The organism is Aureimonas sp. Leaf454 (assembly GCF_001424685.1).
Classification (GTDB): domain Bacteria; phylum Pseudomonadota; class Alphaproteobacteria; order Rhizobiales; family Rhizobiaceae; genus Plantimonas.
On the sequence record NZ_LMQT01000001.1, the window covers coordinates 132,104 to 157,095 of the forward strand.

23 protein-coding genes are annotated in these 24,992 nt (G+C 67.2%); 16 read left to right on the plus strand and 7 right to left on the minus strand.

Translation table 11 applies throughout. The features are described 5' to 3' along the window. Positions 1-208 precede the first annotated feature (208 nt). Positions 209-2,194 carry a nucleoside-diphosphate sugar epimerase/dehydratase gene (locus tag ASG43_RS00585; RefSeq protein ID WP_056499089.1) on the minus strand — a complete coding sequence of 662 codons (1,986 nt, stop codon included), beginning with the start codon at positions 2,192-2,194 and terminating at the stop codon, positions 209-211. A 124-nt stretch (positions 2,195-2,318) separates the two neighbouring features. After that, entirely contained in the window at positions 2,319-2,852 is a 534-nt protein-coding gene (locus tag ASG43_RS00590; protein ID WP_056499090.1) for a sugar transferase, read from the minus strand. A gap of 57 nt (positions 2,853-2,909) precedes the next feature. Between ASG43_RS00590 and ASG43_RS00595 the strand changes: the two genes are divergently transcribed. Beyond that, positions 2,910-3,827, plus strand: coding sequence for an NAD-dependent epimerase/dehydratase family protein (locus ASG43_RS00595; RefSeq protein ID WP_162244654.1), 918 nt, complete (start codon positions 2,910-2,912; stop codon positions 3,825-3,827). Positions 3,828-3,874: 47 nt separating this feature from the next. Here ASG43_RS00595 and ASG43_RS00600 read toward each other — a convergent pair whose 3' ends face one another. The 4 genes from ASG43_RS00600 to xylB form a co-directional block, all read right to left on the minus strand. Next, positions 3,875-4,909 (minus strand): histidine kinase dimerization/phosphoacceptor domain -containing protein, encoded by a 1,035-nt coding sequence (locus ASG43_RS00600; protein ID WP_056499096.1) that lies wholly within the window; start codon positions 4,907-4,909, stop codon positions 3,875-3,877. After that, complete coding sequence (locus ASG43_RS00605; RefSeq protein ID WP_056499099.1) at positions 4,906-5,355, minus strand: response regulator; 450 nt, start codon at positions 5,353-5,355, stop codon at positions 4,906-4,908. The genes ASG43_RS00600 and ASG43_RS00605 overlap by 4 nt, the downstream gene beginning before the upstream one ends. Beyond that, complete coding sequence (locus ASG43_RS00610) at positions 5,352-6,842, minus strand: sensor histidine kinase (RefSeq protein WP_056499102.1); 1,491 nt, start codon at positions 6,840-6,842, stop codon at positions 5,352-5,354. The genes ASG43_RS00605 and ASG43_RS00610 overlap by 4 nt, the downstream gene beginning before the upstream one ends. A 207-nt stretch (positions 6,843-7,049) precedes the next feature. Then, positions 7,050-8,504, minus strand: a complete 1,455-nt coding sequence (gene xylB, locus ASG43_RS00620; protein WP_056499108.1) for a xylulokinase — start codon at positions 8,502-8,504, stop codon at positions 7,050-7,052. A gap of 157 nt (positions 8,505-8,661) precedes the next feature. Between xylB and ASG43_RS00625 the strand changes: the two genes are divergently transcribed. From ASG43_RS00625 to ASG43_RS00695, 15 genes are all read left to right on the plus strand, one after another. Then, positions 8,662-9,522 (plus strand): D-amino-acid transaminase, encoded by an 861-nt coding sequence (locus tag ASG43_RS00625; protein WP_056499111.1) that lies wholly within the window; start codon positions 8,662-8,664, stop codon positions 9,520-9,522. Between the two features lie 117 nt (positions 9,523-9,639). Then, positions 9,640-10,404, plus strand: a complete 765-nt coding sequence (locus tag ASG43_RS00630; protein WP_056499113.1) for a DeoR/GlpR family DNA-binding transcription regulator — start codon at positions 9,640-9,642, stop codon at positions 10,402-10,404. Positions 10,405-10,495: 91 nt separating this feature from the next. Next, positions 10,496-12,007, plus strand: coding sequence for a glycerol-3-phosphate dehydrogenase (glpD, locus tag ASG43_RS00635; protein WP_056499115.1), 1,512 nt, complete (start codon positions 10,496-10,498; stop codon positions 12,005-12,007). 82 nt (positions 12,008-12,089) lie between these two features. After that, complete coding sequence (locus ASG43_RS00640) at positions 12,090-13,172, plus strand: ABC transporter ATP-binding protein (RefSeq protein WP_056499118.1); 1,083 nt, start codon at positions 12,090-12,092, stop codon at positions 13,170-13,172. Positions 13,173-13,182: 10 nt separating this feature from the next. Further along, positions 13,183-14,265 (plus strand): ABC transporter ATP-binding protein, encoded by a 1,083-nt coding sequence (locus tag ASG43_RS00645; RefSeq protein WP_056499121.1) that lies wholly within the window; start codon positions 13,183-13,185, stop codon positions 14,263-14,265. Next, a complete protein-coding gene (locus tag ASG43_RS00650; protein ID WP_056499123.1) occupies positions 14,262-15,149 on the plus strand; it encodes a sugar ABC transporter permease in 888 nt (295 codons plus the stop codon). Before ASG43_RS00645 ends, ASG43_RS00650 begins: the two co-directional genes overlap by 4 nt. An 11-nt stretch (positions 15,150-15,160) precedes the next feature. After that, the gene (locus ASG43_RS00655; RefSeq protein ID WP_156386432.1) at positions 15,161-16,051 is read left to right on the plus strand and encodes a carbohydrate ABC transporter permease; all 891 of its coding nucleotides are present in this window, start codon (positions 15,161-15,163) and stop codon (positions 16,049-16,051) included. Positions 16,052-16,053: 2 nt separating this feature from the next. Further along, positions 16,054-16,338, plus strand: coding sequence for a DUF2160 domain-containing protein (locus ASG43_RS00660; RefSeq protein WP_056499127.1), 285 nt, complete (start codon positions 16,054-16,056; stop codon positions 16,336-16,338). 116 nt (positions 16,339-16,454) lie between these two features. Beyond that, positions 16,455-18,230 carry an ABC transporter substrate-binding protein gene (locus ASG43_RS00665; RefSeq protein WP_056499129.1) on the plus strand — a complete coding sequence of 592 codons (1,776 nt, stop codon included), beginning with the start codon at positions 16,455-16,457 and terminating at the stop codon, positions 18,228-18,230. Between the two features lie 101 nt (positions 18,231-18,331). Then, positions 18,332-19,825 carry a glycerol kinase GlpK gene (gene glpK / locus ASG43_RS00670; protein WP_056499132.1) on the plus strand — a complete coding sequence of 498 codons (1,494 nt, stop codon included), beginning with the start codon at positions 18,332-18,334 and terminating at the stop codon, positions 19,823-19,825. A 124-nt stretch (positions 19,826-19,949) separates the two neighbouring features. Further along, positions 19,950-20,537 carry a biotin transporter BioY gene (locus tag ASG43_RS00675; protein ID WP_056499135.1) on the plus strand — a complete coding sequence of 196 codons (588 nt, stop codon included), beginning with the start codon at positions 19,950-19,952 and terminating at the stop codon, positions 20,535-20,537. Between the two features lie 121 nt (positions 20,538-20,658). Beyond that, positions 20,659-21,645, plus strand: a complete 987-nt coding sequence (locus ASG43_RS00680; protein ID WP_056499137.1) for an ABC transporter substrate-binding protein — start codon at positions 20,659-20,661, stop codon at positions 21,643-21,645. Next, positions 21,635-22,420 carry an ABC transporter permease subunit gene (locus tag ASG43_RS00685; RefSeq protein ID WP_056499141.1) on the plus strand — a complete coding sequence of 262 codons (786 nt, stop codon included), beginning with the start codon at positions 21,635-21,637 and terminating at the stop codon, positions 22,418-22,420. Before ASG43_RS00680 ends, ASG43_RS00685 begins: the two co-directional genes overlap by 11 nt. Then, a complete protein-coding gene (locus ASG43_RS00690; protein ID WP_244487938.1) occupies positions 22,413-23,159 on the plus strand; it encodes an ATP-binding cassette domain-containing protein in 747 nt (248 codons plus the stop codon). Before ASG43_RS00685 ends, ASG43_RS00690 begins: the two co-directional genes overlap by 8 nt. 72 nt (positions 23,160-23,231) lie before the next feature. After that, on the plus strand, positions 23,232-23,843 hold the full coding sequence (locus tag ASG43_RS00695) for a TIGR00730 family Rossman fold protein (RefSeq protein WP_056499144.1): 612 nt from the start codon (positions 23,232-23,234) through the stop codon (positions 23,841-23,843). Between the two features lie 26 nt (positions 23,844-23,869). On the opposite strand, the gene rarD is transcribed toward ASG43_RS00695, so the two are convergent. Further along, positions 23,870-24,805 carry an EamA family transporter RarD gene (gene rarD / locus ASG43_RS00700; protein WP_056499147.1) on the minus strand — a complete coding sequence of 312 codons (936 nt, stop codon included), beginning with the start codon at positions 24,803-24,805 and terminating at the stop codon, positions 23,870-23,872. Between the last annotated feature and the right edge of the window lie 187 nt (positions 24,806-24,992).

The following is a 24,992-nucleotide window of genomic DNA, read 5'->3' on the forward strand; positions in this document are numbered from 1 at the left end:
GCTTTCGCCGCTGAATGTCGCGCCGCGATGGCTCGCCCGACTGCCTCGACGGTCGAACCGGCTTCCCTCCGTCCGGACGGCGTCGTCGATAGGGTCGCGATGCTCCGGTCGACGTTTGCGCCTCGGGCTCTTCGTGGACAAGTGACAGCCGACGCTTCGCCCGTCGTCGGCAAGCGCAGGATCGCCTGCGATCGCGGCCAGCAGCGTCTTAGGGACCCGGAATCTTGTCGAATTCGACGACGGTCTTCAACTCGGCGGAATGGCCGGAATCGCAGTCGATCAGCGCCTGGATCTCGCGGCTCGGCACGAAATCGGGGATCGTCGACTTCAGGAGCCGCAGCGCCCTGGGAGCATCGCCAAGTTCGATCAGCCGCTTCATCTCGTCGATGATGCGCTGGAGCACAGCCCATTCGATCGTTCGGGGAAAGGCCGAGAAGATGCCGTCGACACGCGTCGGGGCGAGGCGCTCCTGTGTGTCGAACAGCTCCTCGTAGAGCTTTTCGCCGGGCCGAAGCCCCGTGAAGACGATCTGGATGTCAATTTCGGGTTTGAGGCCCGACAGCTTGATGACGTTGCGGGCGAGATCGATGATCTTCACCGGCTTGCCCATGTCGAGCACGAAGATCTGGCCTCGACCCCAGCCGTCGCTGAGACTGTGCGCGGCCGAATGGAGGATCAGGAGGCAGGCCTCCGGGATCGTCATGAAGTAGCGCTCGACGTCGGGATGGGTGACGGTGAGCGGCCCGCCGGCCTTCAACTGCTTCTCGAACAGCGGAATGACCGAGCCCGCCGAACCCAGCACGTTGCCGAAGCGCACGGTGACGAAATGGGTGCCGCCGGTCTCGTGGCTGAGATCCATCGTCTGGCAGCACATTTCGGCCAGCCGCTTGCTCGCGCCCATGACGTTGGTCGGGTTGACCGCCTTGTCGGTCGAAACCATGACCATCAGCTCGACCTTGGCGGCGACAGCCGCCTCGGCGACGTTCCGTGTGCCGATCGTGTTCGTGAACAGCCCTTCCAGCGGCTGAGCCTCCACGATCGGCACATGCTTCAACGCGGCCGCATGGAAGACGACGGAGGGTCGATGCGTCTGCATGATGCGCGAGACGCTGGCCTTCTCCCGCACGTTGCAAAGCGCGGCATGGAGGTCGAGCTCGGGATGGGCGCGACGCAGGTCGCTCTCGATCGTGTAGAGCAGGAACTCGCTGGCATCGACGAGCACCATCCGGGCGGGGCCGAGCTGCGCGATCTGCCGCGTCAGCTCCGAACCGATCGAGCCGCCCGCCCCGGTGATGAGCACGGTGTGCCCGCCGATGAGATGGGCGACGTCGTCCGTATCGAGCTTTCGCTCCTTGCGCTCGAGAAGATCCTCAAGCTCGATCGGCTGGAGATCCGAGACGGTGGTGATGTCGCGAAAGTCGAACATGTCGGGCAGCGAGAGCAGTTCCAGCCCCTGCTCGGCCGCCAGTTCCACCAGCTCGCCGAGCAGGGCGTGACGCGCGTAATCGTCCCGCGTGCGCGTCAGGATCAGCGCCTCCGGGCGCTTGCCGAGCGCCTCGTAGCGTTTCACCGTCTCGGCCAGCCGATCGAGCGTGCCGACGACGGGCACGCCGCGGATGAAGCGGCCGGAGCGCCGTCCGCGCTCGTCGATGATCGCGAGAACGTCGAAATTGCGTCGGTCGCGCTCCGCGACGGCCTTGATGAAGGCCTCCGCATTGTCCGTCGCGCCGACGAGGATCACCCGCCGGGCCGCATGCGTGTCCCCCGGCCGGCGGCGGCGGTCGCGGTGGTTGCGATAGGTGCGGTAGGCGGCGCGAGGGCCGGCGAGAAGAAAGACGAGGAACGACCATGCGATCACCGGCACCGAGCGGGGGATAAGATCGAGACGCGTGATCAGGAAGTTCGCGACGACGAAGAGACAGGCCGCGATGGTCGCCGTCTTGCAGATGTAGACGAAGTCCGGCAGCGAGGCGTAGCGCCAGACACCCTTGTTGGTGCCGATGAAATAGCCGACGACCCCGACGAGCAGGCCGAAAATGGCGGCGGCGGACAGATAGACGTCCGCATTCAAGGCGAAGAGATCGGTGTCGAGCCGCAGGAGCACGGCCAGCAGGAAGGCCGCGGAACCCATGAGGCTGTCATGGACCCAGACGGCCGTTCGGGAGATGAGGGCACGGAGGCGATCTCGAACCATGTTTCAGCCTTCGTCATTCGTCGTCAGCTGCGGCGGACCGCCGTTCGCAGCGGGCGGACCATAGCATTCAATGCTTGCCCTGCATCCCTCGGATGCGGTCATGCCCCTGGAAGCTCCACCCCGCTCACGTCCGGGCGACGGTCCGCAGAATGAGCGCGAGATCGCCGAAGAAGCTGCGTTCTGCGACATAGGCGGCGTCGATCTCGGCGAGCCGCTCGGGCTCGGTCATGTCGACGCCCATCACCTGCGCCTTGCCCGTGATGCCCGGCCGGACGGCCAGCACGCCACGCCGACGCCGCGCCTCGACCAGCGCGGTCTGCACGGGCAGGCAGGGACGCGGTCCCACAAGGCTCATCTCGCCCTTCAGCACGTTCCACAATTGCGGAAGCTCGTCGAGCTTGGAGCGTCGCAGAAATCGTCCGAGACCGGTGATGTGCGCGGCGCCGGAATGCTCGTGCGTTCCGACGACGGCCGTCCCCACAAACATGGTGCGCAGCTTGTAGCAGACGAAGACGCGCCCCTCCCGGCCGACGCGCTGCTGCGCGAGAATGCCCGGCCCCGGCGAATTGCGCCGCACCGCGATCGCGATAAGGACGATCAGCCAGCCGAGGAGAACCAGCCCGGCCAAGCTCGCCACGAGGTCGAAGATGCGCTTCATCTCGAACGTGCTATGCGCGGGAAGCGCCGATCGCGGCGCGCAGATGAGGACGACAGCATGCGGATCTTGGTCACGGGCGCCAGCGGGTTCGTCGGGCGGCATCTCGTAGCGAGTTTGCGCGGCGAAGACAAATCCGTGATGGTCCTGTCGCGCGGCGGTGGCGAAGGGTCGGACGCCACGACCGTCGTCGGGCCGGCCGATCTCGCCGACATCGCGGCGGGACCGCCTTGGCCGACCGGGATCGACGCGGTCGTCCATCTCGCCGCCGTCAATCCCGGCCGCGGCGGTCCCGTGGACGGAGACGCGATGCGACGGGCGAACGTGGATGGGACCGCGGCGCTCGCGCGCAAGGCCGTCAGCGAGGGCGTGCGCCGCATGATCTTCGTCTCGACGGCGAACGTCCATGGCGCCGGCCCATCGACGGTCCGTGAGGCGGACGACCTCCATCCCGGCAGTGCCTATGCCCGCTCGAAGGCCGAAGCCGAACGCGCCTTTCGCCGGACGCTCGAAGGCACCGGCATGCAGGGCTGCATTCTCCGGCCGGCGCCCGTGTTCGGGCAAGGCGGCCGCGGCAACGTCGCCTCGCTGGCGAGGCTCGCCCGGCTGCCCGTCCCGCTGCCGATCGCGGGTCTGGGGGGACGGCGAAGCCTGGTCTCGATCGATACGCTCGTCGAGGTCATCGGCCTCTGCCTGCGATCGGACGGCGCGGACGGCCAGACGTTTCTCGTCGCCGATGACGGCCCCGTCACGCCAGCCGAGATCGTGCGGGCCCTGCGGCGCGGCTGGCGACGGCGGGAGGGCGTCTTCACGCTGCCGGCCGGCCTCCGATCCCCCCTGTCGAAGGCTCTGGCCGACCGGGGCCCGATGGCCGATTTCGCGCTGGACACCGGCCATCTCGTCCGGTGCACCGGCTGGAGGCCCGGCCCGGGCAGCGAACGTCGATTGGAGGACATGGCGGCGGCCGGACGTCTCTGAGACGCGGCACGATTCGATGAACCGCCCCGCCGGCTTCGGCCGATAAACTAAACCGCCGCCGACAGCGTCGCGCGTGTTCCGATGGCGAGCGGCTCGTAGACGATTTCGGTCTTCAGGCTGTGCGCCATCGCGCCCATGAGGCGGCGGCCGAGCCCGGTTCCCCTCGCCGGCGCTGCCGACACGAATCCGCAGCCGTCGTCCTCCACCACGAGGCGGAAACGGTCGGCATCCTCTCGCCGCAACGAGATGCGGATCTCGCCGGCTTCGCTCGGCGCATAGGCGTATTTGCAGGCGTTGCTGACGAGCTCGTTGACGATGACGCCGAGCGACACCGCGCGGTCGGTGTCGAGCCGGATCGGATCGGACTCGAGGCGCAGGGAGCGGGGAGCGACCGGCGTCGACCAGGTCTCCTCCAGTTCGGCGATCAGCGCGGCGAGATAATCGGTCATGTCGACGAGGTCGACATCGTCCGACGTGTAGAGACGACGATGGACCTGGGCGATGGCGAGGATGCGCCGCTGCGTGTCGCGCAGCGCGACGCGCGCGCTCTCGTCGGAGACCGTTCCGGCCTGCAGCTGCACGAAGCTCGAAACTAGCTGCAGACTGTTGGCGACGCGGTGATTCACCTCTTTCAGCAAAGCCTGCAGCCGACCGTTCGATTCGCGCAGGGCGCGCTCGGCGTCCTCCTTGTCGCGGCGGAGTTGGCGGCGCTCGAGCGCCTGGTGCAGACTGCCGGCGAGAAGATCGAAGAAGTCGTCGCCGATCGATTTCACGACGTAGTCGCTGGCGCCGGCCTTCATCGCCGCGATGGCGATGCGGCTCTCCTCCGAACCGGTCACGTAGACGACCGGCGGCGCGTCGACGCGTTGCAGAAGATGCGTCAGCGTCTCCAGCCCGTCCTGGCCGGGCATATAATGGTCGACCGCGACCACATCGAACCGTCCGCGAACCGCAGCGGAGACGCCCTCGCCGCCCGAAGCCGCCGTCACGACCTCGAATCCACGTCGCGCGAGCGCGCGCGACGTCAGTCGGCACAGACCCTCGTCGTCGTCGATGTAGAGAACGCGCGGCGCCGGTGTCATCCGGCTTCGTCCTCGACGTCCGGCACCTGGATCACGCTGAGGAACAGGCCGAGCTGCCGGATCGCCTGGGCGAAGCTCTCGTAGTTGACCGGCTTGGTGATGTAGACGTTGGCCCCGAGATCGTAGCAGCGCTGGATCTCGACCTTGTCGTCGGTCGTTGTGAGAACCACGACGGGCGTGCGCTTCAGCGGACCCTCGCTCTTCATGCGCGCGAGAATATCGGTGCCGCTCATGTCGGGAAGGTTGAGATCGAGGAGCACCAGCGCCGGACCATTCTTGGCGGGCCCTTCCGGCGCGTTGAACAGATAGTCCATCGCCGAGGTGCCATCGGTGAAATGGCGGATGGCGTTCGTGACGCCCGCGCGCCGAATGTTCTTCTCGATCAGGCGGGCATGACCCTCGTCGTCCTCGATCATGACGATGTTCACGGTCTGATGCGCGCTCATCGGCTCTGCTCCTTGTTCGCAAGGTATCGCGGCGGCATGAGAATGCCGAACGTCGCCCCTTGATCCAGCTGCGACTCGCAGCTGACCATACCCCCCAGCCTGTAAGCCAGCGCGCGCACGTGAGCCAGCCCGATCCCCTCGCCCGGCTGGTCCTGCGTGCCCGATCGACGGAAGAGATCGAAGATGCGCTCGTGGTCCTTCGGATCGATTCCGCGTCCGTTGTCCACGATCTCGTAGAGGAGGCGCCCGCCTTGCTTGCGCCCGCGCACGACGATGCGGCCCGGCCGGCCGGGTTTCAGGTACTTCACCGCATTCTCCACGAGGTTGGAGAAGATCTGCTCGACGGCGACCCGATCGCTGACGAGGGCCGGCAAGGGACGCACCACCTCGACCTCCGCGCCGATCTCGTCGAGCCGGTGGCGCAGGCTGTCGACGATTCCGTCGACCATCTCGCCGACGTCGAGCGGCTCCGGCGTGATGATGCGGCGCCCCTCGCGCGACAGGCGAAGGATCGCGTTGATCAGCCGGTCCATCTTCTGCGTCGAGGACCGGATGAAGCCGATCGCCTCCGGGAGGTCCTCGCGGACGGCAAGCCGGGCGTCCGGCGAGACGAGCGCCGGCGCCTCGGCCTCGACGCGGTCGAGCATGTCGGCTAGCGGTTTCGTCGCCGCGTCGAGTTCGGAGGTGAAGCCCATGACGTTGACGAGCGGCGAGCGCAGGTCATGGCTCACGATATAGGCGAAGCGCTGGATCTCGTCGTTGGCGCGCTGGAGATCGGCCGTGCGGGCGGCGACGGCGCCTTCGAGATTCTCGTTGAGGCCGCGAAGCGTGTCGCGGGAACGCTTGAGGTCGCGCAGGTTGCGTCGGATCGCCCAGACCGTGCCGGCGGCGAGACAGACCACGAGCACGCCGCAGGCGGCGAGGATGACATAGGCCGTCCGGACGCTCGCCTCCTGGTGTTCGCGCCGTTCGGCGAGAAGCCGTTGCTCTTCCAGGGTCATGCGCCGCGCCGCGTCGCGAATGTCGCGCACGACGTCGGCGCTCCCGCTTTCGACGAAATGCAATCGCGCCGCTTCGGCATCGTCCTGTCGGCGCAGAGCGATCGATCGCTCGACATTGGCGATCTGCAGGCCGCTGAGGCGGCGCAGTTCGACGATATGGGGCGCCTGCGCGGGGTTGTCGCTCGTGAGCCGGGCGATGTGGTCGACCGTCCGGGTCGCGGCTTCGGCCGTCTGCTTCGCGCCCTGGACGAAGCGCTCGTCCGGCTGGAGCAGGAAACCCCGGCGGGCGGTCTCGATCCGTTCGGTCAGGCCCCGGAATTCGGCCAGCGACAGTTCCACCTCGAGCGTGTGCGCGACGAGATCGCCGATCTCGAAGGAGCGCACCACCCCCCAGACGGCCGCGCCGCCGCCGAGGCCGACCCCGAGAAAGCCCAGCACGATTCCCAGAACGATGAACCGGTCGAAGAAACGATCGGAAATGGTCATCGCCAGCGTTCGTCCTTTCGCCACGTCCAGACGCGACCGCACACCGTCCGCGCCGTGGCTTCGGACGGGCATCGGCACCGTTCCGCCGGATGCCTCCGACGACGCCCGCAAGCATCAGCCGCAAGCCATCCTCGGCACCCTTCGCCGATCGTTCTGCTACATGGCTTTTCTGCCGACGGCCATCGCGAAATGTGTCGCCGGATCCGATCAGGCGAGCGCGGATCGAATGGCGGGGTAGAGCGCGCGATAACGCCGATATGCCGCCTCGAAAGCCTCGGCATGCTCGTTCTCGGGCTGGAACGCGCGGGCGGCCGGCGGCTCGCCCATGACCTCGACCGGATCGGCGCCGGTGGCGGCGCAGAGACCGAGACGCGCCGCGCCGAGCGCCGCGCCGAAATCACCGGCGGCCGGCAGCACGATCTCGGCGCCGAGAACGGTCGCCATCCTCTGCAGCCAGGCCGGGGACCGCGAGCCGGCGCCGACCGCGATGAGCCTCGAAATTCCCCCGCGCCCGACGCCCGCTTCCAGGCAGTCGCGCATCGAGAAGGCAACGCCCTCCATCACGGCGCGCACCATCGCCGTCCGGTCGCTGCTGGCTTCGAGGCCGACGAAGGCGCCACGCATGGCGGCATCGTTGTGCGGCGTGCGCTCGCCGGAAAGATACGGCAGGAAGAGCAGCCGCCCCGGCCCGCCTGTCGTCTCGCCGACCGAGCCGGCCAGCGCGGCCGGCGTCTCTCCGACGACGGAGGACAGCCATTCGAGCGAACCGGCCGCCGACAGGGTCACGCCCATCTGGTGCCAGTTGCCGGGAATGGCGTGGCAGAAGGTGTGGAGCGCCGTCTCCGGGCGCGGCGCGTAGCTTTCGGCCGCCGTGAAGAGGACGCCGGACGTGCCGAGCGAGAGAAATCCCGTGCCGGGCGCGGCGACGCCGACGCCGCAGGCCGACGCCGCGTTGTCGCCGCCGCCACCGGCCACCACCACGCCGGCGGGAAGGCCGAACATGTCCGCGAGTTCCGCGCGCAGAACGCCACCGGCTTCGGTACCCTCGACGAGGCGGGGCATGTGTTCGCGCGTCAGCTTCGTGCGCGCCAGCATCGTGTCGGACCAGTCCCGTGCACCGGTGTCCAGCCAGGACGTGCCGGCCGAATCGGACATGTCCGAAACCGCCTCTCCGGTCAGCCAGAGACGAAGATAATCCTTCGGGAGGAGTACGCGGCGGACACGCTCGAAGATCGCCGGCTCGTTGCGCGCGACCCAGAGCAGCTTCGGCGCGGTGAAGCCGGGGAAGACGATGTTGCCGGTGATGGCGCGCGCCTCCTCATCGTCGAGCTCGGCCGCCTCTTCGTGGCTGCGCGTGTCGTTCCAGAGGATGCAGGGCCGAAGCGGCCGCTCGTCCGCGCCGATCAAGGTGGCGCCATGCATATGGCCGGACAGACCGATCCCCCGGACGGCGGCCAGCGCCGCGCCGTGGCTGGCCTTCAACTGTTCGAGCGCGCTGCGGCAGGCGGCGATCCAGCTGTCGGGATCCTGTTCCGACCATCCGAAATGCGGCCGCTCCACGCTCAGGGGCACGCTGACGGTCGCGATCGGCGTCTGGTCCTCTCCGATGATCAGCGCTTTCAGGGACGATGTCCCGAGGTCGAGACCCAGCGTGTTCGGCATGTCCGTTCTCCCTGACGAGGCCGCGAGCCCCCTCGCCGCAGCCTGAGGTACGTAGCGCAATGCCGGAAGGCCGAGCAAGCGGGATCGGCGTCGCCTCTCGCTTCCCGCAACGCGATCGGCTAGCGATCCGACCATCGGGATCTCGAGGGAGAGCGTCATGAGCCGCATCGTCTACGTCAATGGCGACTTCGTGCCGGAGGCCGACGCGAAGGTCTCGGTCTTCGATCGCGGCTTCCTCATGGCCGACGGCGTCTACGAGGTGACGACGGTCGTCGGCGGAAGGCTGATCGACTTCGCGGGCCACGCGGCGCGCCTGGAGCGATCGCTTCGCGCGCTGGACATGACGAGCCCGATGGGGACGGAGGCGTTGCTCGCCGTCCATCGCGACCTCGTTTCGCGAAACGGCCTCGAGGAGGGCCTCGTCTATCTCCAGGTGACGCGCGGCGTCGCCGACCGCGATTTCGCCTATCCCGCCAAGGGCACCGCACCGACGCTCGTCCTCTTCACGCAGAGCCTCGCCGTCCTCGAACGCGAGAGCGTGAAGCGCGGCATCAAGGTCGCGAGCGTGCCCGATCTTCGCTGGGCGCGGCGCGATATCAAGACGGTGCAACTCCTCTATCCCTCGATGGCCAAGATGGCGGCCAAGGCGCAAGGCGCCGACGATGCCTGGATGGTCGACGAGGACGGTCACGTCACCGAAGGCTCGTCCAACAACGCCTATATCGTGACGAGCGCCGGGACGATCGTCACGAGGCCCCTCAACCACGCCATCCTGCACGGCATCACGCGTTCGGCGGTTCTGCGCCTTGCCGCAGAGACCGGTCTCGGCGTCGAGGAACGGCCTTTCCTGCTGGCGGAAGCGAAGGTCGCCGCTGAAGCCTTCATCACCTCGGCATCGGCCTTCGTCACGCCGGTCGTCGAGATCGACGGCACCGCGCTCGGCGACGGTCGCCCGGGCGCCGTCACGCGGCGCTTGCGCGAGATCTACATCGAGGAATGCCTCGCGAAGGCCGTCTGACGCCGAAGAGGCTGCCTTTCGGTTCGGCCGTTCGGGCGGGGCGAAATGGGTTTCGCTTTTCACGGACGAGGTTTCGCTTTACACCGGATCGACGATCCAATCCGGGATGATGCGAGCATGCTCTCCGAACGGCAGATGCAGATCCTCGAAACGGCCAAGAGGTCCGGCCGCGTGCAGGTGGAGGACCTGTCGCAACGCTACGAGGTCAGCGTGCAGACGATCCGCAAGGATCTGAACGATCTCTGCGACCAGCGCCTCCTCTCCCGCGTCCATGGCGGCGCCGTTCTCTCGTCCGGCGTCGAGAATGTCGGCTACGACGCGCGGAGAGCCATCGCATCGACGGAGAAGGCAGCGATCGGGCGGGCCGTCGCCGACCTCATCCCCGATCGGGCCTCTCTCTTCGTCAACATCGGAACGACGACGGAGGCGGCCGCACAGGCCCTCCTTCGCCACGCCGGCTTGATGGTGATCACCAACAACATCAACGTCGCGACCGCGATGCGCCCCTATCCCGAGATCGAGGTGGTGATCGCCGGCGGCGTCGTGCGCCGGTCGGACGGCGGCATCGTGGGCGAGGCCGCCGTGGACTTCATCCGGCAGTTCCGCGTCGATTTCGCCGTGATCGGCGCGTCCGCCATCGACGCGGACGGCTCGCTTCTCGATTACGACTATCGCGAAGTGCGCGTGGCGCAGGCCATCATCTCGAACGCACGCCATGTGATCCTCGCCGCCGACGCGACGAAGTTCGAGCGCAGCGCCCCCGTTCGAATCGGCCATCTCAGCCAGATCGACACCTTCGTCACCGATCGCTGCCCGCTTCCGTCGATCCGCACCGTCTGCGCCGAGAAAAGCGTCACGCTCATCGAAACAGAGGCTCACTGACAAGCTCGCTTGACTTTCGGTTTGTTTTCGCCAATCCTTCGATGAGTTTCGCAAGCGCAATCAAAATGCTGCAATGCGAAAAGGGCGGGACATGACGCATTTCGACGTCTTCATCATCGGCGGCGGCATCAACGGCTGCGGCATCGCGCGGGATGCGGCCGGACGCGGCTATAGCGTCGGCCTTGCCGAGATGAACGATCTCGCGTCCGGCACCTCGTCCTGGTCGACCAAGCTCATTCACGGCGGCCTGCGCTATCTCGAACACTACGAGTTTCGCCTGGTGCGCGAATCGCTGATGGAGCGCGAAGTGCTCTGGCGCATCGCGCCTCACATCATCCGCCCGCTCCGTTTCGTGCTGCCGCACGCCAAGGGACTTCGGCCGGCCTGGATGCTGCGCCTCGGCCTCTTCATGTACGACCATCTCGGCGGCCGGAAGGATCTGGCCGCGACGACGACCGTGGACCTCTCCAAGGGGCCGCTGGGCGCGCCGTTGAAGAAGGTCTTCTCGCGCGGCTTCGAATATTCAGACGCGCGGGTCGACGACGCCCGGCTGGTGGTTCTCAACGCCCGGGACGCGGCGGCGCGCGGTGCGGACATCCGCGTGCGCACCGAGGTGACGGAAGCGCGGCGCGAGGGAAAGAGCTGGCGCATTTCGCTTCGCGAACGCGACGGCGGAGCGACGCGGATCGTGACGGCGGACTTCCTCGTCAACGTCGCGGGACCCTGGGTCGACCGGGTCATCCAGGCGGCGATGGGCCGGAACGAGGCGCATCACATCCGCCTCGTCCAAGGCTCGCACATCGTGACGAAGCGCCTCTTCGATCACGATCGGGCGTACATCTTCCAGAACGCCGACAACCGCATCATCTTCGCGATTCCCTACGAGGACGACTTCACCCTCGTCGGGACCACCGACCAGGACTATCAGGGCGAGCCCGGCGCAGCGAAGATCACCGAGGGTGAGATCGACTATCTCCTCTCGGCTGCCAGCGAGTATTTCGAGAAGCCGCTGGCGCGCGCCGACATCGTCTGGACCTTCTCCGGCGTGCGCCCGCTCTACGACGACGGAGCCTCGAAGGCGCAGGAGGCAACCCGCGACTACGTCCTGAAGGTGGAAGGCGACAAGTCCGCCGGTGAGCCGGCCGTGCTCAACGCCTTCGGCGGAAAGATCACGACCTACCGCAAGCTCGCCGAGGAAGTTCTGGAACGGATCGGCGAGCGGATCGGAAGCCGTGGCGCTTCCTGGACGGGGAGCCAGGCGCTGCCGGGCGGTGCCTTCCCGATCGATGGCGTCGGCGGGCTGGAGGCGCAGGTCGCCACGCTCGCGCCGAAGCTCGATCCGCGCACCGTTCGCCGGCTCGTCCGGTCCTACGGCCTCGATGCCCTGGCGTTCCTGCGATCGGCCGAACTCGGGCAGGCGTTCGGACACGGGCTCTTTGCCGCCGAGGTCGACTGGCTGATCGGGCACGAATGGGCCGTCACCGCGGACGACGTGCTCTGGCGACGGTCCAAGCTCGGCCTTCGCTTTGCCAGGGACGAGGTCGAGCGTCTCGATCTCTACATGCGCGAACACGCCCGCAGCGGGCGTCTCGCAGCCGAATAGCTTGAAACGAGCGACGACGCGCCGGCCTTCGAACGAGGTGGCACGACGTCGAGACTGCAGGAACGACCTGGGGAGGGTTGCGGTGCTGGAACTGATCGACGTCGGCAGGACCGTCGGAGCGGAGACGCACATCGCCGATGTGTCGTTAAAGCTCGAACGCGGCTCGCTGAACGTGCTGCTCGGACCGACGCTCTCGGGCAAGACGAGCCTGATGCGCCTGATGGCCGGGCTGGATCGTCCGACCACGGGCCGCATCCTCATGGACGGGCGCGACGTCACCGGCGTCGCCGTGGCCAAGCGCAACATCGCGATGGTCTACCAGCAGTTCATCAACTACCCCGCGATGACGGTCTACGAGAACATCGCCTCCCCTCTTCGCATCCAGGGGAAATCCTCGGCGGAGATCGATGCCGCGGTCACGAAGGCCGCGACGCTGATGAAGCTGACGCCCTATCTCCAGCGCACGCCGCTGAACCTCTCGGGCGGGCAGCAGCAGCGCACGGCGCTCGCCCGGGCCCTCGTCAAGAACGCCGAACTCGTTCTTCTCGACGAGCCGCTCGCCAATCTCGACTACAAGCTGCGCGAGGAACTGCGCGAGGAACTGCCGCGACTCTTCGCCGAGACCGGCGCGGTCTTCGTCTACGCCACGACCGAACCGACCGAAGCCCTCCTCCTCGGCGGCAACACCGCGACGCTGAACGAAGGCCGCATCACGCAGTTCGGCCGCACGCCCGAGATCTACCGCCGGCCGGCCGATCTCGTGACCGCGCGCACCTTCTCCGATCCTCCCTTGAACGTCCTCGACCTCGTGAAGTCGGGCGCGAGCCTCACATCCGCGTCCGGTCTGAACGTTCCCGTTCCCGAGCATCATCGCGCGCTGCCGGACGGCGCCTACCAAGTCGGTCTTCGCCCGCACCATCTCTCGCTCGGAACGAGCGTGTCCGGCGGGATCCGGCTGACGGGGCGTGTCGTCATCTCGGAGGTGACGGGTTCGGAAAGCTTCGTTCACGCCGATTGCGACGAGACGCGAATCGTCGCTCTGGTGCGCGGCATCCATCGCGTTTCACCGGGCGACGCCGTCGAACTCCAGTTCGAGCCCGCCGACATGCTGCTCTTCGATCCGGCTGGCCGCGCCATGGCGCCGGCTCACCCGATGGCGGCGTAAGGGACAGACCATGGCTCGCATTCGCCTCGACCACATCCGCCACGCCTACACGCCGGAGCTCGCACGGGCCGGCCATTATGCCCTGCGCGAGATCGACCACACGTTCGACGACGGCGGCGCCTATGCGCTGCTCGGGCCATCCGGCTGCGGGAAGACGACGCTCCTCAACATCATCTCGGGCCTCCTCACGCCCTCCGAGGGGCATGTTCGCTTCGACGAGCGGGACGTGACGGAACTCTCGCCGGAACTGCGCAACATCGCGCAAGTGTTCCAGTTTCCGGTCGTCTACGACACGATGACCGTTCGCGAGAACCTCGCCTTCCCGCTGAAGAACCGGAAGGTGCCGAAAGCCGAGATCGACACGCGCGTCGCCGACATGCTCCGCCGCATCGGGCTCGACGCCAAGGCCGACCGCAAGGCGCAGGGGCTGACAGCCGACGAGAAGCAGAAGATTTCGCTCGGCCGCGGCCTCGTGCGCCCGGACGTCAACGCGATCCTCTTCGACGAGCCGCTGACGGTCATCGACCCCCATATGAAGTGGCAGTTGCGCTCACAGTTGAAGGAGCTTCACCGCCAGTTCAAGATGACGATGGTTTACGTCACCCACGACCAGACCGAAGCCCTGACATTCGCCGACAAGGTCGTCGTCATGTACGATGGCGAAGTGGTGCAGATCGGCACGCCCGAGGAACTGTTCGAGCGACCGCGCCACACCTTCGTCGGCTATTTCATCGGCTCCCCCGGCATGAACGTTCTCGACTGCCAGGTCGACGGAACCGACGCGATCGTGGGAGCCGCGCGCATCGCCATTCCCGGCGGAGCGCGGCAGGCCGCCGCCGGCGCAAAGACCGAACTCGGCATCCGTCCGGAATTCGTGCGGATCGTGCCGCGCGGCCAAGGCCTTCCGGTCACCATCGACCGGGTGGAGGATGTCGGCTCGGAGCGCATCGTGCGCGCTTCGCTCTATGGCCAGAAGCTCGTCTCCGTCATCGCCGAAGGCGCCGGCCTTCCCGCGGAGGCGGATGCCGTCCTCGAACCCGGTGCGCTCAATCTCTATGCCGACTCGTGGCTCGTCGAGCGGAGGCCGTCATGAACAAAGCCTATGACAACAAGGCATGGTTCTTCGTCCTGCCGGTGCTGCTCCTGGTGGCGTTCTCCGCCGTCATCCCGCTGATGACGGTCGTGAACTATTCGGTTCAGGACAGTTTCGGAAACAACCAGTTCTTCTGGGCCGGGACGGAATGGTTCGTGGAGACGCTGACCTCGGAGCGCTTCCACCAGGCGCTGATGCGCAACCTCTTCTTCTCTGCGATCATCCTCGCGATCGAGGTTCCGCTCGGCATCCTCGTCGCGCTCGCCATGCCGAAGAAGGGCATCTGGGTTCCCGTCTGCCTCGTCCTGATGGCGCTGCCGCTGCTCATTCCGTGGAACGTGGTCGGCACCATCTGGCAGGTCTTCGGCCGCACCGACATCGGCCTGCTCGGTCACACGCTGTCGGGCCTCGGCATCGAGTACAACTACGTCCAGAACACGTTCGACGCCTGGGCGACGCTCATCGTCATGGATGTCTGGCACTGGACGAGCCTCGTCGTCCTCCTCTGCTATGCCGGCCTCGTCTCCATCCCGGACGCCTATTACCAGGCCGCCAAGATCGACGGCGCCTCGCGCTGGGCCGTCTTCCGCTACATCCAGTTGCCGAAGATGGGCCGCGTCCTGTTGATCGCCGTGCTGCTGCGCTTCATGGACAGCTTCATGATCTACACCGAGCCTTTCGTCGTCACCGGCGGCGGCCCCGGCAATTCCACGACCTTCCTCTCGATCGATCTCGTGAAGATGGCGGTCGGCCAGTTCGACATCGGCCCGGCTGCCGCGATGAGCCTGATCTACTTCCTGATCATCCTTCTCCTCTCTTGGATCTTCTACACCGTCATGGAAAATGCCGGGCGGGATCGCGCGGTGAAGGAGCCGGTGGAATGAGCGCCCCGACCATGGTCAATCCTCGTTTGTCCGCGGACGGCATTCCCGCCGCCGCCCATTCGGAAACCGCGCTGAAGGCCCGTGCGCGTCGCCGCTCCGGCTCGTTCAAGCCGAAGGCGCTCATCCCGATCGTCTACATCGTCTTTCTGCTCCTGCCGATCTACTGGCTCGTCAACATGAGCTTCAAGACCAATGTCGAGATCACCAACGCCTTCACGCTCTGGCCGGCGGAGCCGACGCTTCGCAACTACACGGTCATCTTCACCGACCCGTCCTGGTACAACGGCTACATCAACTCGATCATCTACGTCGTCATGAACATGGTGATCTCGGTCGCCGTCGCGCTGCCGGCCGCCTACGCCTTCTCGCGCTACCGCTTCCTCGGCGACAAGCACCTGTTCTTCTGGCTTCTGACGAACCGCATGGCCCCGCCCGCCGTGTTCGCCTTGCCGTTCTTCCAGCTCTACTCGGCCTTCGGTCTCATCGACACGCATATCGCGGTGGCGCTCGCGCATTGTCTGTTCAACGTGCCGCTGGCGGTCTGGATTCTCGAAGGCTTCATGTCGGGCGTGCCCAAGGAGATCGACGAGACGGCCTACATCGACGGCTATTCCTTCCCGCGCTTCTTCTTCAAGATCTTCACGCCCCTCATCGCGAGCGGCATCGGCGTGGCGGCCTTCTTCTGCTTCATGTTCTCCTGGGTCGAACTCCTCATTGCGCGCACGCTGACCGTGACGGACGCCAAGCCCATCTCGGCCATCATGACGCGCACCGTTTCGGCCTCGGGCATGGACTGGGGCGTCCTTGCCGCAGCCGGCGTCCTCACGATCATTCCCGGCGCGATCGTCATCTGGTTCGTGCGCAACTATATCGCCAAGGGCTTTGCCCTGGGGAGGGTCTGACCATGCCCGATCTGTCCTGGATGGCCTGGACCTGGCCGACCGCGATCTTCTTCCTCTGCATCTTCGGCCTGATCGCGCTGATGGGCGTGTGGGAATACGTTTCGCCCGGCGGACATCCGCGCTTCGGCATCCTGCGCTTCGAGACGACCCGCGGCGATCGGCTCTTTCTCACGCTGCTCGGCTCGGCCTTCATCTGCCTCGGCTGGCTGGCCTCGACCGAACTGCCGCTCTGGTACGCGCTGATCGTCTGCGCCGCCTATGCGGTCCTGGTTTTCCGCCTCGTCTGAGGCAACCCCCTTCGCCCCGATGACCGGGGCGGGATATGGCGCGCGCGACCTCGGCCGGTCGACGCGGAACGCGCCTCTACGGCGACCGGCCCGAATGCTCTGGGAGGAGACATCTCATGAAGAAACAATGGCTACTGTCCTGCGCGGCGGTGACGCTGGCGCTCGGCGCGAGCCCGGCCTTCGCCGGGATGGACGAGGCGAAGGCCTTCCTCGACGCCGAGATCAAGGACCTCTCCACCCTGCCCCGCGCGGATCAGGAAAAGGAGATGCAGTGGTACATCGATGCCGCCAAGCCCTTCGCCGGCATGAACATCAAGGTCGTCTCCGAGACGATCACCACGCATGAATACGAATCGAAGGTTCTGGCTCCGGCCTTCACCGCCATCACCGGCATCAAGATCACCCACGATCTGATCGGCGAGGGCGACGTCGTCGAGAAGCTCCAGACGCAGATGCAGTCGGGCGAAAACATCTACGACGCCTACGTCAACGACAGCGATCTGATCGGCACCCACTGGCGCTACAACCAGGTCCGCAACCTCACCGACTGGATGGCCGGCGAAGGCAAGGACGCGACCTCGCCGACGCTGGATCTGGCCGACTACATCGGCACCGATTTCACGACGGCGCCGGACAAGAAGCTCTACCAGCTTCCCGACCAGCAGTTCGCGAACCTCTACTGGTTCCGCTACGACTGGTTCAACGACGAGAAGAACAAGGCCGACTTCAAGGCGAAGTACGGCTACGACCTCGGCGTTCCCGTGAACTGGTCCGCCTATGAGGACATCGCCGAATTCTTCACCGGTCGCGAGATCGACGGGAAGAAGGTCTATGGCCACATGGACTACGGCAAGAAGGATCCCTCGCTCGGCTGGCGCTTCACCGATGCCTGGCTGTCCATGGCCGGCAACGGCGACAAGGGCCTGCCGAACGGCGTGCCGGTCGACGAATGGGGCATCCGCGTCAACGAGCAGTCCCAGCCGGTCGGCTCCTGCGTGGCGCGCGGCGGCGACACGAACGGCCCCGCGGCCGTCTACTCCATCCAGAAGTATCTCGACTGGATGAAGGCCTACGCACCGCCGGCCGCACAGGGCATGACCTTCTCGGAATCCGGCCCGGTTCCGGCACAGGGCGAGATCGCGCAGCAGATCTTCTGGTACACGGCCTTCACCGCCGATGCCGTGAAGGCCGGCCTGCCCGTCGTCAACGAGGACGGCACGCCGAAGTGGCGCATGGCTCCCTCGCCGCACGGCGTTTACTGGAAGGACGGCATGAAGCTCGGCTACCAGGACGTGGGCTCCTGGACCCTGATGCAGTCGACCCCGGTCGACCGCGCCAAGGCCGCCTGGCTCTACGCGCAGTTCGTCTCCTCCAAGACGGTCGACGTGAAGAAGAGCCATTACGGTCTGACCTTCGTCCGCGAATCCACCATCCGCGACAAGAGCTTCACCGATCGCGCCAAGGATCTCGGCGGTCTCGTCGAGTTCTACCGCTCGCCGGCCCGCAAGCAGTGGTCGCCGACCGGCACGAACGTTCCGGACTATCCGAAGCTGGCTCAGCTCTGGTGGCAGGCGATCGGCGACGCGGCCGCCGGCAACAAGACCCCGCAGGAGGCCATGGACTCGCTCTGCGCCGAGCAGGAAAAGGTCATGCAGCGCCTGGAGCGCGCCGGCGTCCAGGGCGACAAGGGCCCCAAGCTGAACGACGAGCAGGACATGGCCTACTGGGTCGAGCAGGCCAAGGCGAACGGCACGCTCGCGCCGCAGCCCAAGGTCGAGAACGAGAAGGAAAAGCCGGTCACCGTCAATTACGACGAGCTGGTGAAGGGCTGGGCCGACGCGAACGCGTCCGCGATGCCGGCGGCGACGCCCGCTTCGGCGCCCGCGCAGTAAGCGGACCGGAACCGACCGAAACGACGGAAAGGCCGGGCCATCCCCGGCCTTTCCCATGTCCATCTCCGAGCATCGACACATCAGTGGGAAGGCTAGCGCTCATGTCCGGCTACATCCTCGCGATCGACCAGGGCACGACGTCGACGCGCGCCATCGTCTTCGACGACGGCTTCCGCATCGTCGGCGTCGGGCAACAGGAATTCGCGCAGGTCTTTCCGCAGTCGGGCTGGGTCGAGCACGATGCCGAGGAGATCTGGAAGACGGTGCTGGCGACGATCCGCACCGCGCTGGCCGACGCCTCCCTGTCGGCCGCCGACATCGCCGCCATCGGCATCACCAACCAGCGCGAGACGACGGTCGTCTGGGAGCGCGACACGGGCAAGCCGATCCACAACGCGATCGTCTGGCAGGACCGGCGGACCGCCGCCTTCTGCCGCCGCCTCGTGGCCGACGGCGCGGAGCCGATGGTCACCGAGAAGACCGGCCTCATCGTGGATTCCTACTTTTCCGGCACCAAGCTTCGCTGGCTGCTCGACCATGTGGACGGCGCGCGCGCCGCCGCCGAGGCCGGCAGGCTCGCCTTCGGCACGATCGACAGTTTCCTTCTCTGGCGCCTGACCGGCGGCCGCGTCCACGCGACGGACGCCACCAATGCCAGCCGCACCATGCTCTTCGACATCCAGGCCAACCGCTGGGACGACGAGCTTCTCGCCCTCCTGGACATTCCCGCCTCGCTCCTGCCGGAGGTCATGGACTGCGCGGCCCGTTTCGGCGAGACCGATCCGGGTCTCTTCGGCGTCGCGATCCCGATCCTCGGCATGGCAGGAGACCAGCATGCCGCGACCGTCGGCCAGGCCTGTTTCCAGCCCGGCATGATGAAGGCGACCTACGGAACCGGCTGCTTCGCCGTCCTCAACACGGGCTCGGAAAAGGTCACCTCGAAGAACCGCCTCCTGTCGACGGTCGCCTATCGCCTCGACGGCGTCACGACCTACGCGCTGGAGGGCTCGATCTTCATCGCGGGCGCGGCGGTCCAGTGGCTGCGCGACGGGCTGAAGATCGTCGAGCGCTCCGACAGGTCCGGTCCGATGGCGGCGGCCGCGAGTGAAACGGAGGAGGTCTATCTCGTTCCAGCCTTCACCGGGCTCGGCGCACCCTGGTGGGATGCCGATGCCCGCGGCGCGATCTACGGCCTCACGCGCAACACCGGCCCGAACGAGATCGCGCGCGCCGCACTCGAAGCCGTCTGTTTCCAGACCGCCGATCTTCTCGACGCCATGCGCCGGGACGGTGCGGCGAGCGGCGAGACGGTGCTGCGCGTCGACGGCGGCATGGTCGCCTCGGACTGGACGATGCAGCGCCTCGCCGACCTTCTCGCCGCTCCGGTCGACCGGCCGGTTGTCCTCGAGACGACGGCGCTCGGCGCCGCCTGGCTCGCCGGGCACAAGGCCGGCGTCTGGCCCGACCGCGACGGCTTTTCGGCCCGCTGGCGTCTGGAGCGCCGCTTCGAGCCGGAGATGGACGCCGTCACGCGCGGACGCAAGCTTTCAGGCTGGCAGGACGCGGTGCGCCGGACGCTTTCCAAGGCCGGCTGACGACGACGGTGCGGTCCCGCAAGCGCCGCCGCCGCCGGCTGCGCCGCGCTGCATCGTCTTGCCTTCGCATCCTGCGAGCGGCATGATGCGGGGCACAACAACAGAATCATCGAAGGCCCGACCGATGCAGAGCAACGCCGCCACACCTCTCGCCCAGCGTCTCTGGCCGACCTCCAACTCGACCGACAAGGCCGTCCGCGGCGTCGCCCTGGCTCTTCTGGGAACACTCGTCCTCTTCGTCTCGGCCAAGGTGCAGGTGCCGTTCTGGCCGGTGCCGGCGACCCTGCAGAGCCTTTGCGTCGTCATGATCGGCGCGACCTTCGGCGCCCGCCTCGGGGCGGCGACGCTCGCCCTCTACCTTCTCGAAGGCGCGATGGGCCTGCCGGTCTTCGCCGGAACCCCCGAGCGCGGCATCGGGCTCGCCTACATGGTCGGCCCCACCGGCGGCTACCTCCTCGGCTTCCTCGCCGCGGCCTTCGTCGTCGGGCGTCTCGTGGAGACGGGTTTCGCCCGTTCCTTGCCGACGATCGCTCTCTCGGTTCTCGCCGCGCACGCCGCGATCCACGGTCTCGGCCTTCTGTGGCTCGGCAGCGCGATCGGGTTCGATAAGGCGTTCACCGTCGCCTTCCTCCCCTTCGTCCCGGCCGATCTCGTCAAGATGGCGCTGTCGACGGCCGTGATCTGGGGTGTGGGCCGCAAGTCGGCGGCGTGATCGAGCGCCGTTCGAACGTCGTCTTCGCCGCATGAGTTTCAGGGGCCGCCGTCTCGCGACGGCGGCCTTTGTCATGCTATCTTGCCGACGGGCGCCGAAGCAGCGGAATCGGGAGGAACGCATGGGTTTCGGATGGAGGACGGCGTCGCTCGCCGTGGCGATCACGCTCGCGGGCAGCTTCGGCTCGTTGGCGGCCGAGATCGTGCGCGTCGGTGTCCTGAAGTTCGGCACCGTGAACTGGGAGCTCGATGCGATGAAGCGCAACGGGCTGGATGCCAAGCACGGGATCTCCATCGAGGTGCAGCCCTTCGCCGGCGAGGAGGCGACGGCCGTCGCGCTGCAGGGCGGCGCGGTCGACATGATCGTCTCCGACTGGCTCTGGGTCTCGCGCATGCGGGCGGAGGGCACGCCCTACGTCTTCGCGCCCTACTCCACCTCGGTCGGCTCGATCATGGTGCCGAAGGACAGCGCGATCCGGTCTCTCGGCGACCTCAAGGGCAAGGTGCTCGGCGTCGCCGGTGGTCCGCTGGACAAGAACTGGCTGCTCATCCAGGCGCTGGCCCGGCGCGAGGCGAAGATCGATCTCGCCGAAGAGGCCGAGATCGCCTATGCCGCGCCGCCGCTTCTCGCGGAAAAAGCCAGGCAGGGCGAGCTCGACGCCGTCCTCATCTTCTGGAACTACGCCGCCCGCCTCGAAGCCGCGGGTTTCCGCGAACTCGTCTCGGGGGAGGAAGCCGCGGGCGCCGCCGGCGCGTCCGGCCCGGTCGCCGCCATCGGCTATGTCTTTCCCGAAGCCTGGGCGAGGGAGCATTCCGCCGCCGTCGAGGGCTTTCTCGCGGCCTCGCGCGAGACCAAGCAGCTTCTCGCCACGTCCGACAGCGAATGGACCGCGCTCGCGCCCCTCATCAAGGCCGAAGACGAGACGACGCTGAACGTCATGCGGGATCGCTATCGTCGGGGCATTCCCCACCGCGCGGTGACGGAAGAGGTGAAGGATGCGGAGCGGCTGTACCGCGTGCTTCGCGATATCGGCGGGGAGAAGCTCGTCGGGCCGGGTCTCACGCTCGACTCGGGAACCTACTGGGCCGGCCTGAAGAATGCATCCTGACGCCGGGACCGGTGCGAAGGGTTCGCTTGCCCGTCTCGCCACCCTCGTCCTGTCCGTTCTGGTTCTCCTCGCCGTCTGGTGGATCGGCGCGGACCTCGCCCATTCGCGCCTCGTGCCGACGCCGGCCGCGGTGCTGGCGGCGGGCTGGGCCGACACGCGCACCGGGGAACTGCCCTTCCACCTCGCCATGACGCTCCTGCGGGTGGTCGCGGCCTTCGTCGTCGCCATGGCGATCGGCGCCGCGATCGGCATCGCGCTCGGCATGAACCGCGCGGCCAACCGGTTCTTCGATCCCTGGCTGATCCTCTTCCTCAATATCCCCGCGCTCGTCGTGATCGTGCTGGCCTATCTCTGGATCGGATTGAACGAGACGGCCGCGATCGGGGCGATCGCGGTCAACAAGATCCCGAACGTCGTCGTGACCTTCCGGGAGGGCGCCCGGGCGCTCGACCGGCCGCTGGCGGAAATGGCCCGGATCTACCGATTCGGCTTCGTGGACCGTCTGCGCCATCTGGTGCTGCCGCAGCTTCAGCCCTATGCGGCGGCGGCGGCGCGCTCGGGACTGTCGCTGATCTGGAAGATCGCGCTCGTCGTGGAACTGCTCGGCCGCTCGAACGGCGTCGGTTTCCAGATCAACCTCTACTTCTCTCTTGCCGACGTCGCCGCGATCCTCGCCTACACGCTGGCGTTCGTCGCGGTGATGCTGGCCATCGAGATCCTCGTCCTCCAACCGCTGGAACGCCGCGCGACGCGCTGGCGGGGCCGTCATGCTTGACGTCCCGAAGCCGATGAAGACGGACGGGCTGGCGGTCGCCATCGAGGAGAAGTCGTTCCTCTCGGCGAACGGCCGGCGCATCCTCGCGGTCAGCGGCCTTTCCTTCACCGCTCAGGCCGGCGCCTTCACGACGCTGATCGGTCCGTCCGGCTGCGGCAAGACGACGACACTGCGTCTCGTGCTCGGCCTCGACACGGATTTTCGCGGACAGATCCAGCGCCCGGCCGGAGCGAGCCGCGTCGCCGCCGTCTTTCAGGAACCACGACTCCTGCCCTGGCGCGACGTCGAAACGAATGTCCGCCTCGCCTTGCCCCAGGCGCTCCGCAGGCGGGATCTTCGGCCGCTTTTCGAAACGCTCGGACTGTCCGGCCTCGAACGTCACTTCCCCGCCGAACTCTCGCTCGGGCTCGCCCGGCGCGCGGCGCTGGCGCGCGCCTTCGCGATCGAACCCTCGCTCCTGGTGCTGGACGAGCCGTTCGTCTCGCTCGACGAGGAGACCGCGACGCGCCTGCGCACGCTTCTCATCGACGTCTGGTCGACCCGTCCCACGACGGCGCTGATGGTGACGCACAATCTGCGCGAGGCGGTGGAGCTGTCGGACCGGATCGTGTTCCTGTCGGAGCGCCCGGCGAAGGTCCGCGGCATGGAGGACATCGCGACGCCGCGAGCCGACCGCGATGCGGCCTGGCGAGCCCGGATCCTGGAACGGCTCGATGCGCTCTATCCCGGCGTCCTCTGATCCGGCGCGTCTCGGCCGCCTTTCGCGAGGGTGCGGCTTGACCTCCGCGGCGCAGCATCCGACCTTGGCTACATGAACACGATTCGATCCGTCTGCGTCTATTGCGGCTCCTCATCCGGCCGGGACGCTTCTCATCTCGCGGCGGCGGAAACGCTCGGGACCGCCATCGGCCAAGCCGGCATCCGCCTCGTCTACGGGGGCGGCACCAAAGGCATCATGGGTGCCGTCGCCGATGCGGTGATCCGCGCAGGCGGTCAGGTGACCGGCGTCATCCCCCGCTTCCTCATCGACATGGAGGCGACGGAGCGGGAGTTGAAGCGCCTGGACGAGCTGATCGTCACCGAGGACATGCACCAGCGCAAGCACATCATGTTCGAGCGCTCCGATGCCTTCGTCGCCCTTCCCGGCGGCATCGGCACGCTGGAGGAACTGATCGAGATCATGACCTGGGGCCAGCTCGGCCGTCATCGCAAGCCCGTCGTCATCGCCAATGTCGGAGGCTTCTGGGATCCCCTCTCGGCGCTCCTCGACCATATGCGGGCGGAGGGCTACATCCACACCGCCCATCAGGTGCGCCCGCTCGTGATCGACCGGGCGGAGGACATCGTGCCGAGCCTCAGATCCTCGGCCGCCCAAACGGCGAAGGTCTCCTCCGGCGATCTCGCGGTGATCGAGAAGCTCTGATCGCCGAAGGCACCGGCGGCGGGCGGTTACGCGCAGGGCGGCACGGTCTCGAGATCGGCCCGCTCCGCGCGTCGGCGTGCGCGCCGCTCGTTGAGAAGGGACGCGACGTAGATCGCGACCGCCATCCAGATGAGGGCGAAAGCGACGAGCTGCCAGCCCGAGAACGGTTCGCCGAAGACGAAGACCGCCGTCAGGAAGAGCAGCGTCGGCGAGAGATACTGCATCATCCCGATCGTGGAATAGTCGAGGAGCTTCGCCCCCGCCGCGAAGAGGATCATCGGGATCGCGACGAGCGGTCCCGAGACGACGAGCAGGATCGCGGTCGGCATGTCCGCCGTGAAATGGCTCGGCTCGCGGGCGGCGAGGACGAGGAGCAGGACGCCCGCGGGGCCGATGAGGATCAGCATTTCCACGAAGAAACCTTCGATCGGGCCGACCGGAATGACCTTGCGGAGCAGACCGTAGACGCCGAAGGACATGGACAGGACGAGGGCGATCCAGGGCAGGCCACCCGCCAGGATCGTCAGGATCGCGACGGCGAGGGTGGCGAGGGCGAGCGCGAGGCTCTGCGCGCGCGTCGGCCTTTCGCCGAGGAAAAGCGCGCCGAGAAGAACGTTGATCAGCGGGTTGATGTAGTAGCCGAGCGCGGCGTCGATCGCGTGACCGGCCGTGAGCGCATAGATGTAGACGCCGAAATTGACCGAGATGATCGTGGCGGTCGCGGCGAGCACGCCGAGATCGCGCGGCGAACGGAAGATCGCGGCGACGGTCCCGAAGAGACCGCGCCACCAGATGACCAGCAGCGTGAACGGCAGCGCCCAGACGATGCGCTGGGCGACGATCTCCAGCGGCGGCACATGGGCGAGCTGCTTCATGTACATGGGAACGATCAGTCCCCAGATGAGATAGGCGCCGAGCGCGAAGCCGAGGCCCCGCGAGGTCGCCGACGGGTCACGCTGCATGGATCGAGCTTCCCGGGAGGATCGCGGCCTCGAAGGATCGACGCGCCGCCGCTCCGGTGGGGATAGGCTTCGCCGGTTGCGAAGACAAGACGCCGTGCGAACCGCTCCCCGGCGGATCAGACAACGGGCCTCCCGTCGACGCATTCGCGATGCGTCCCGGCAGCCGCGCACGGGATCACGCAGAGAA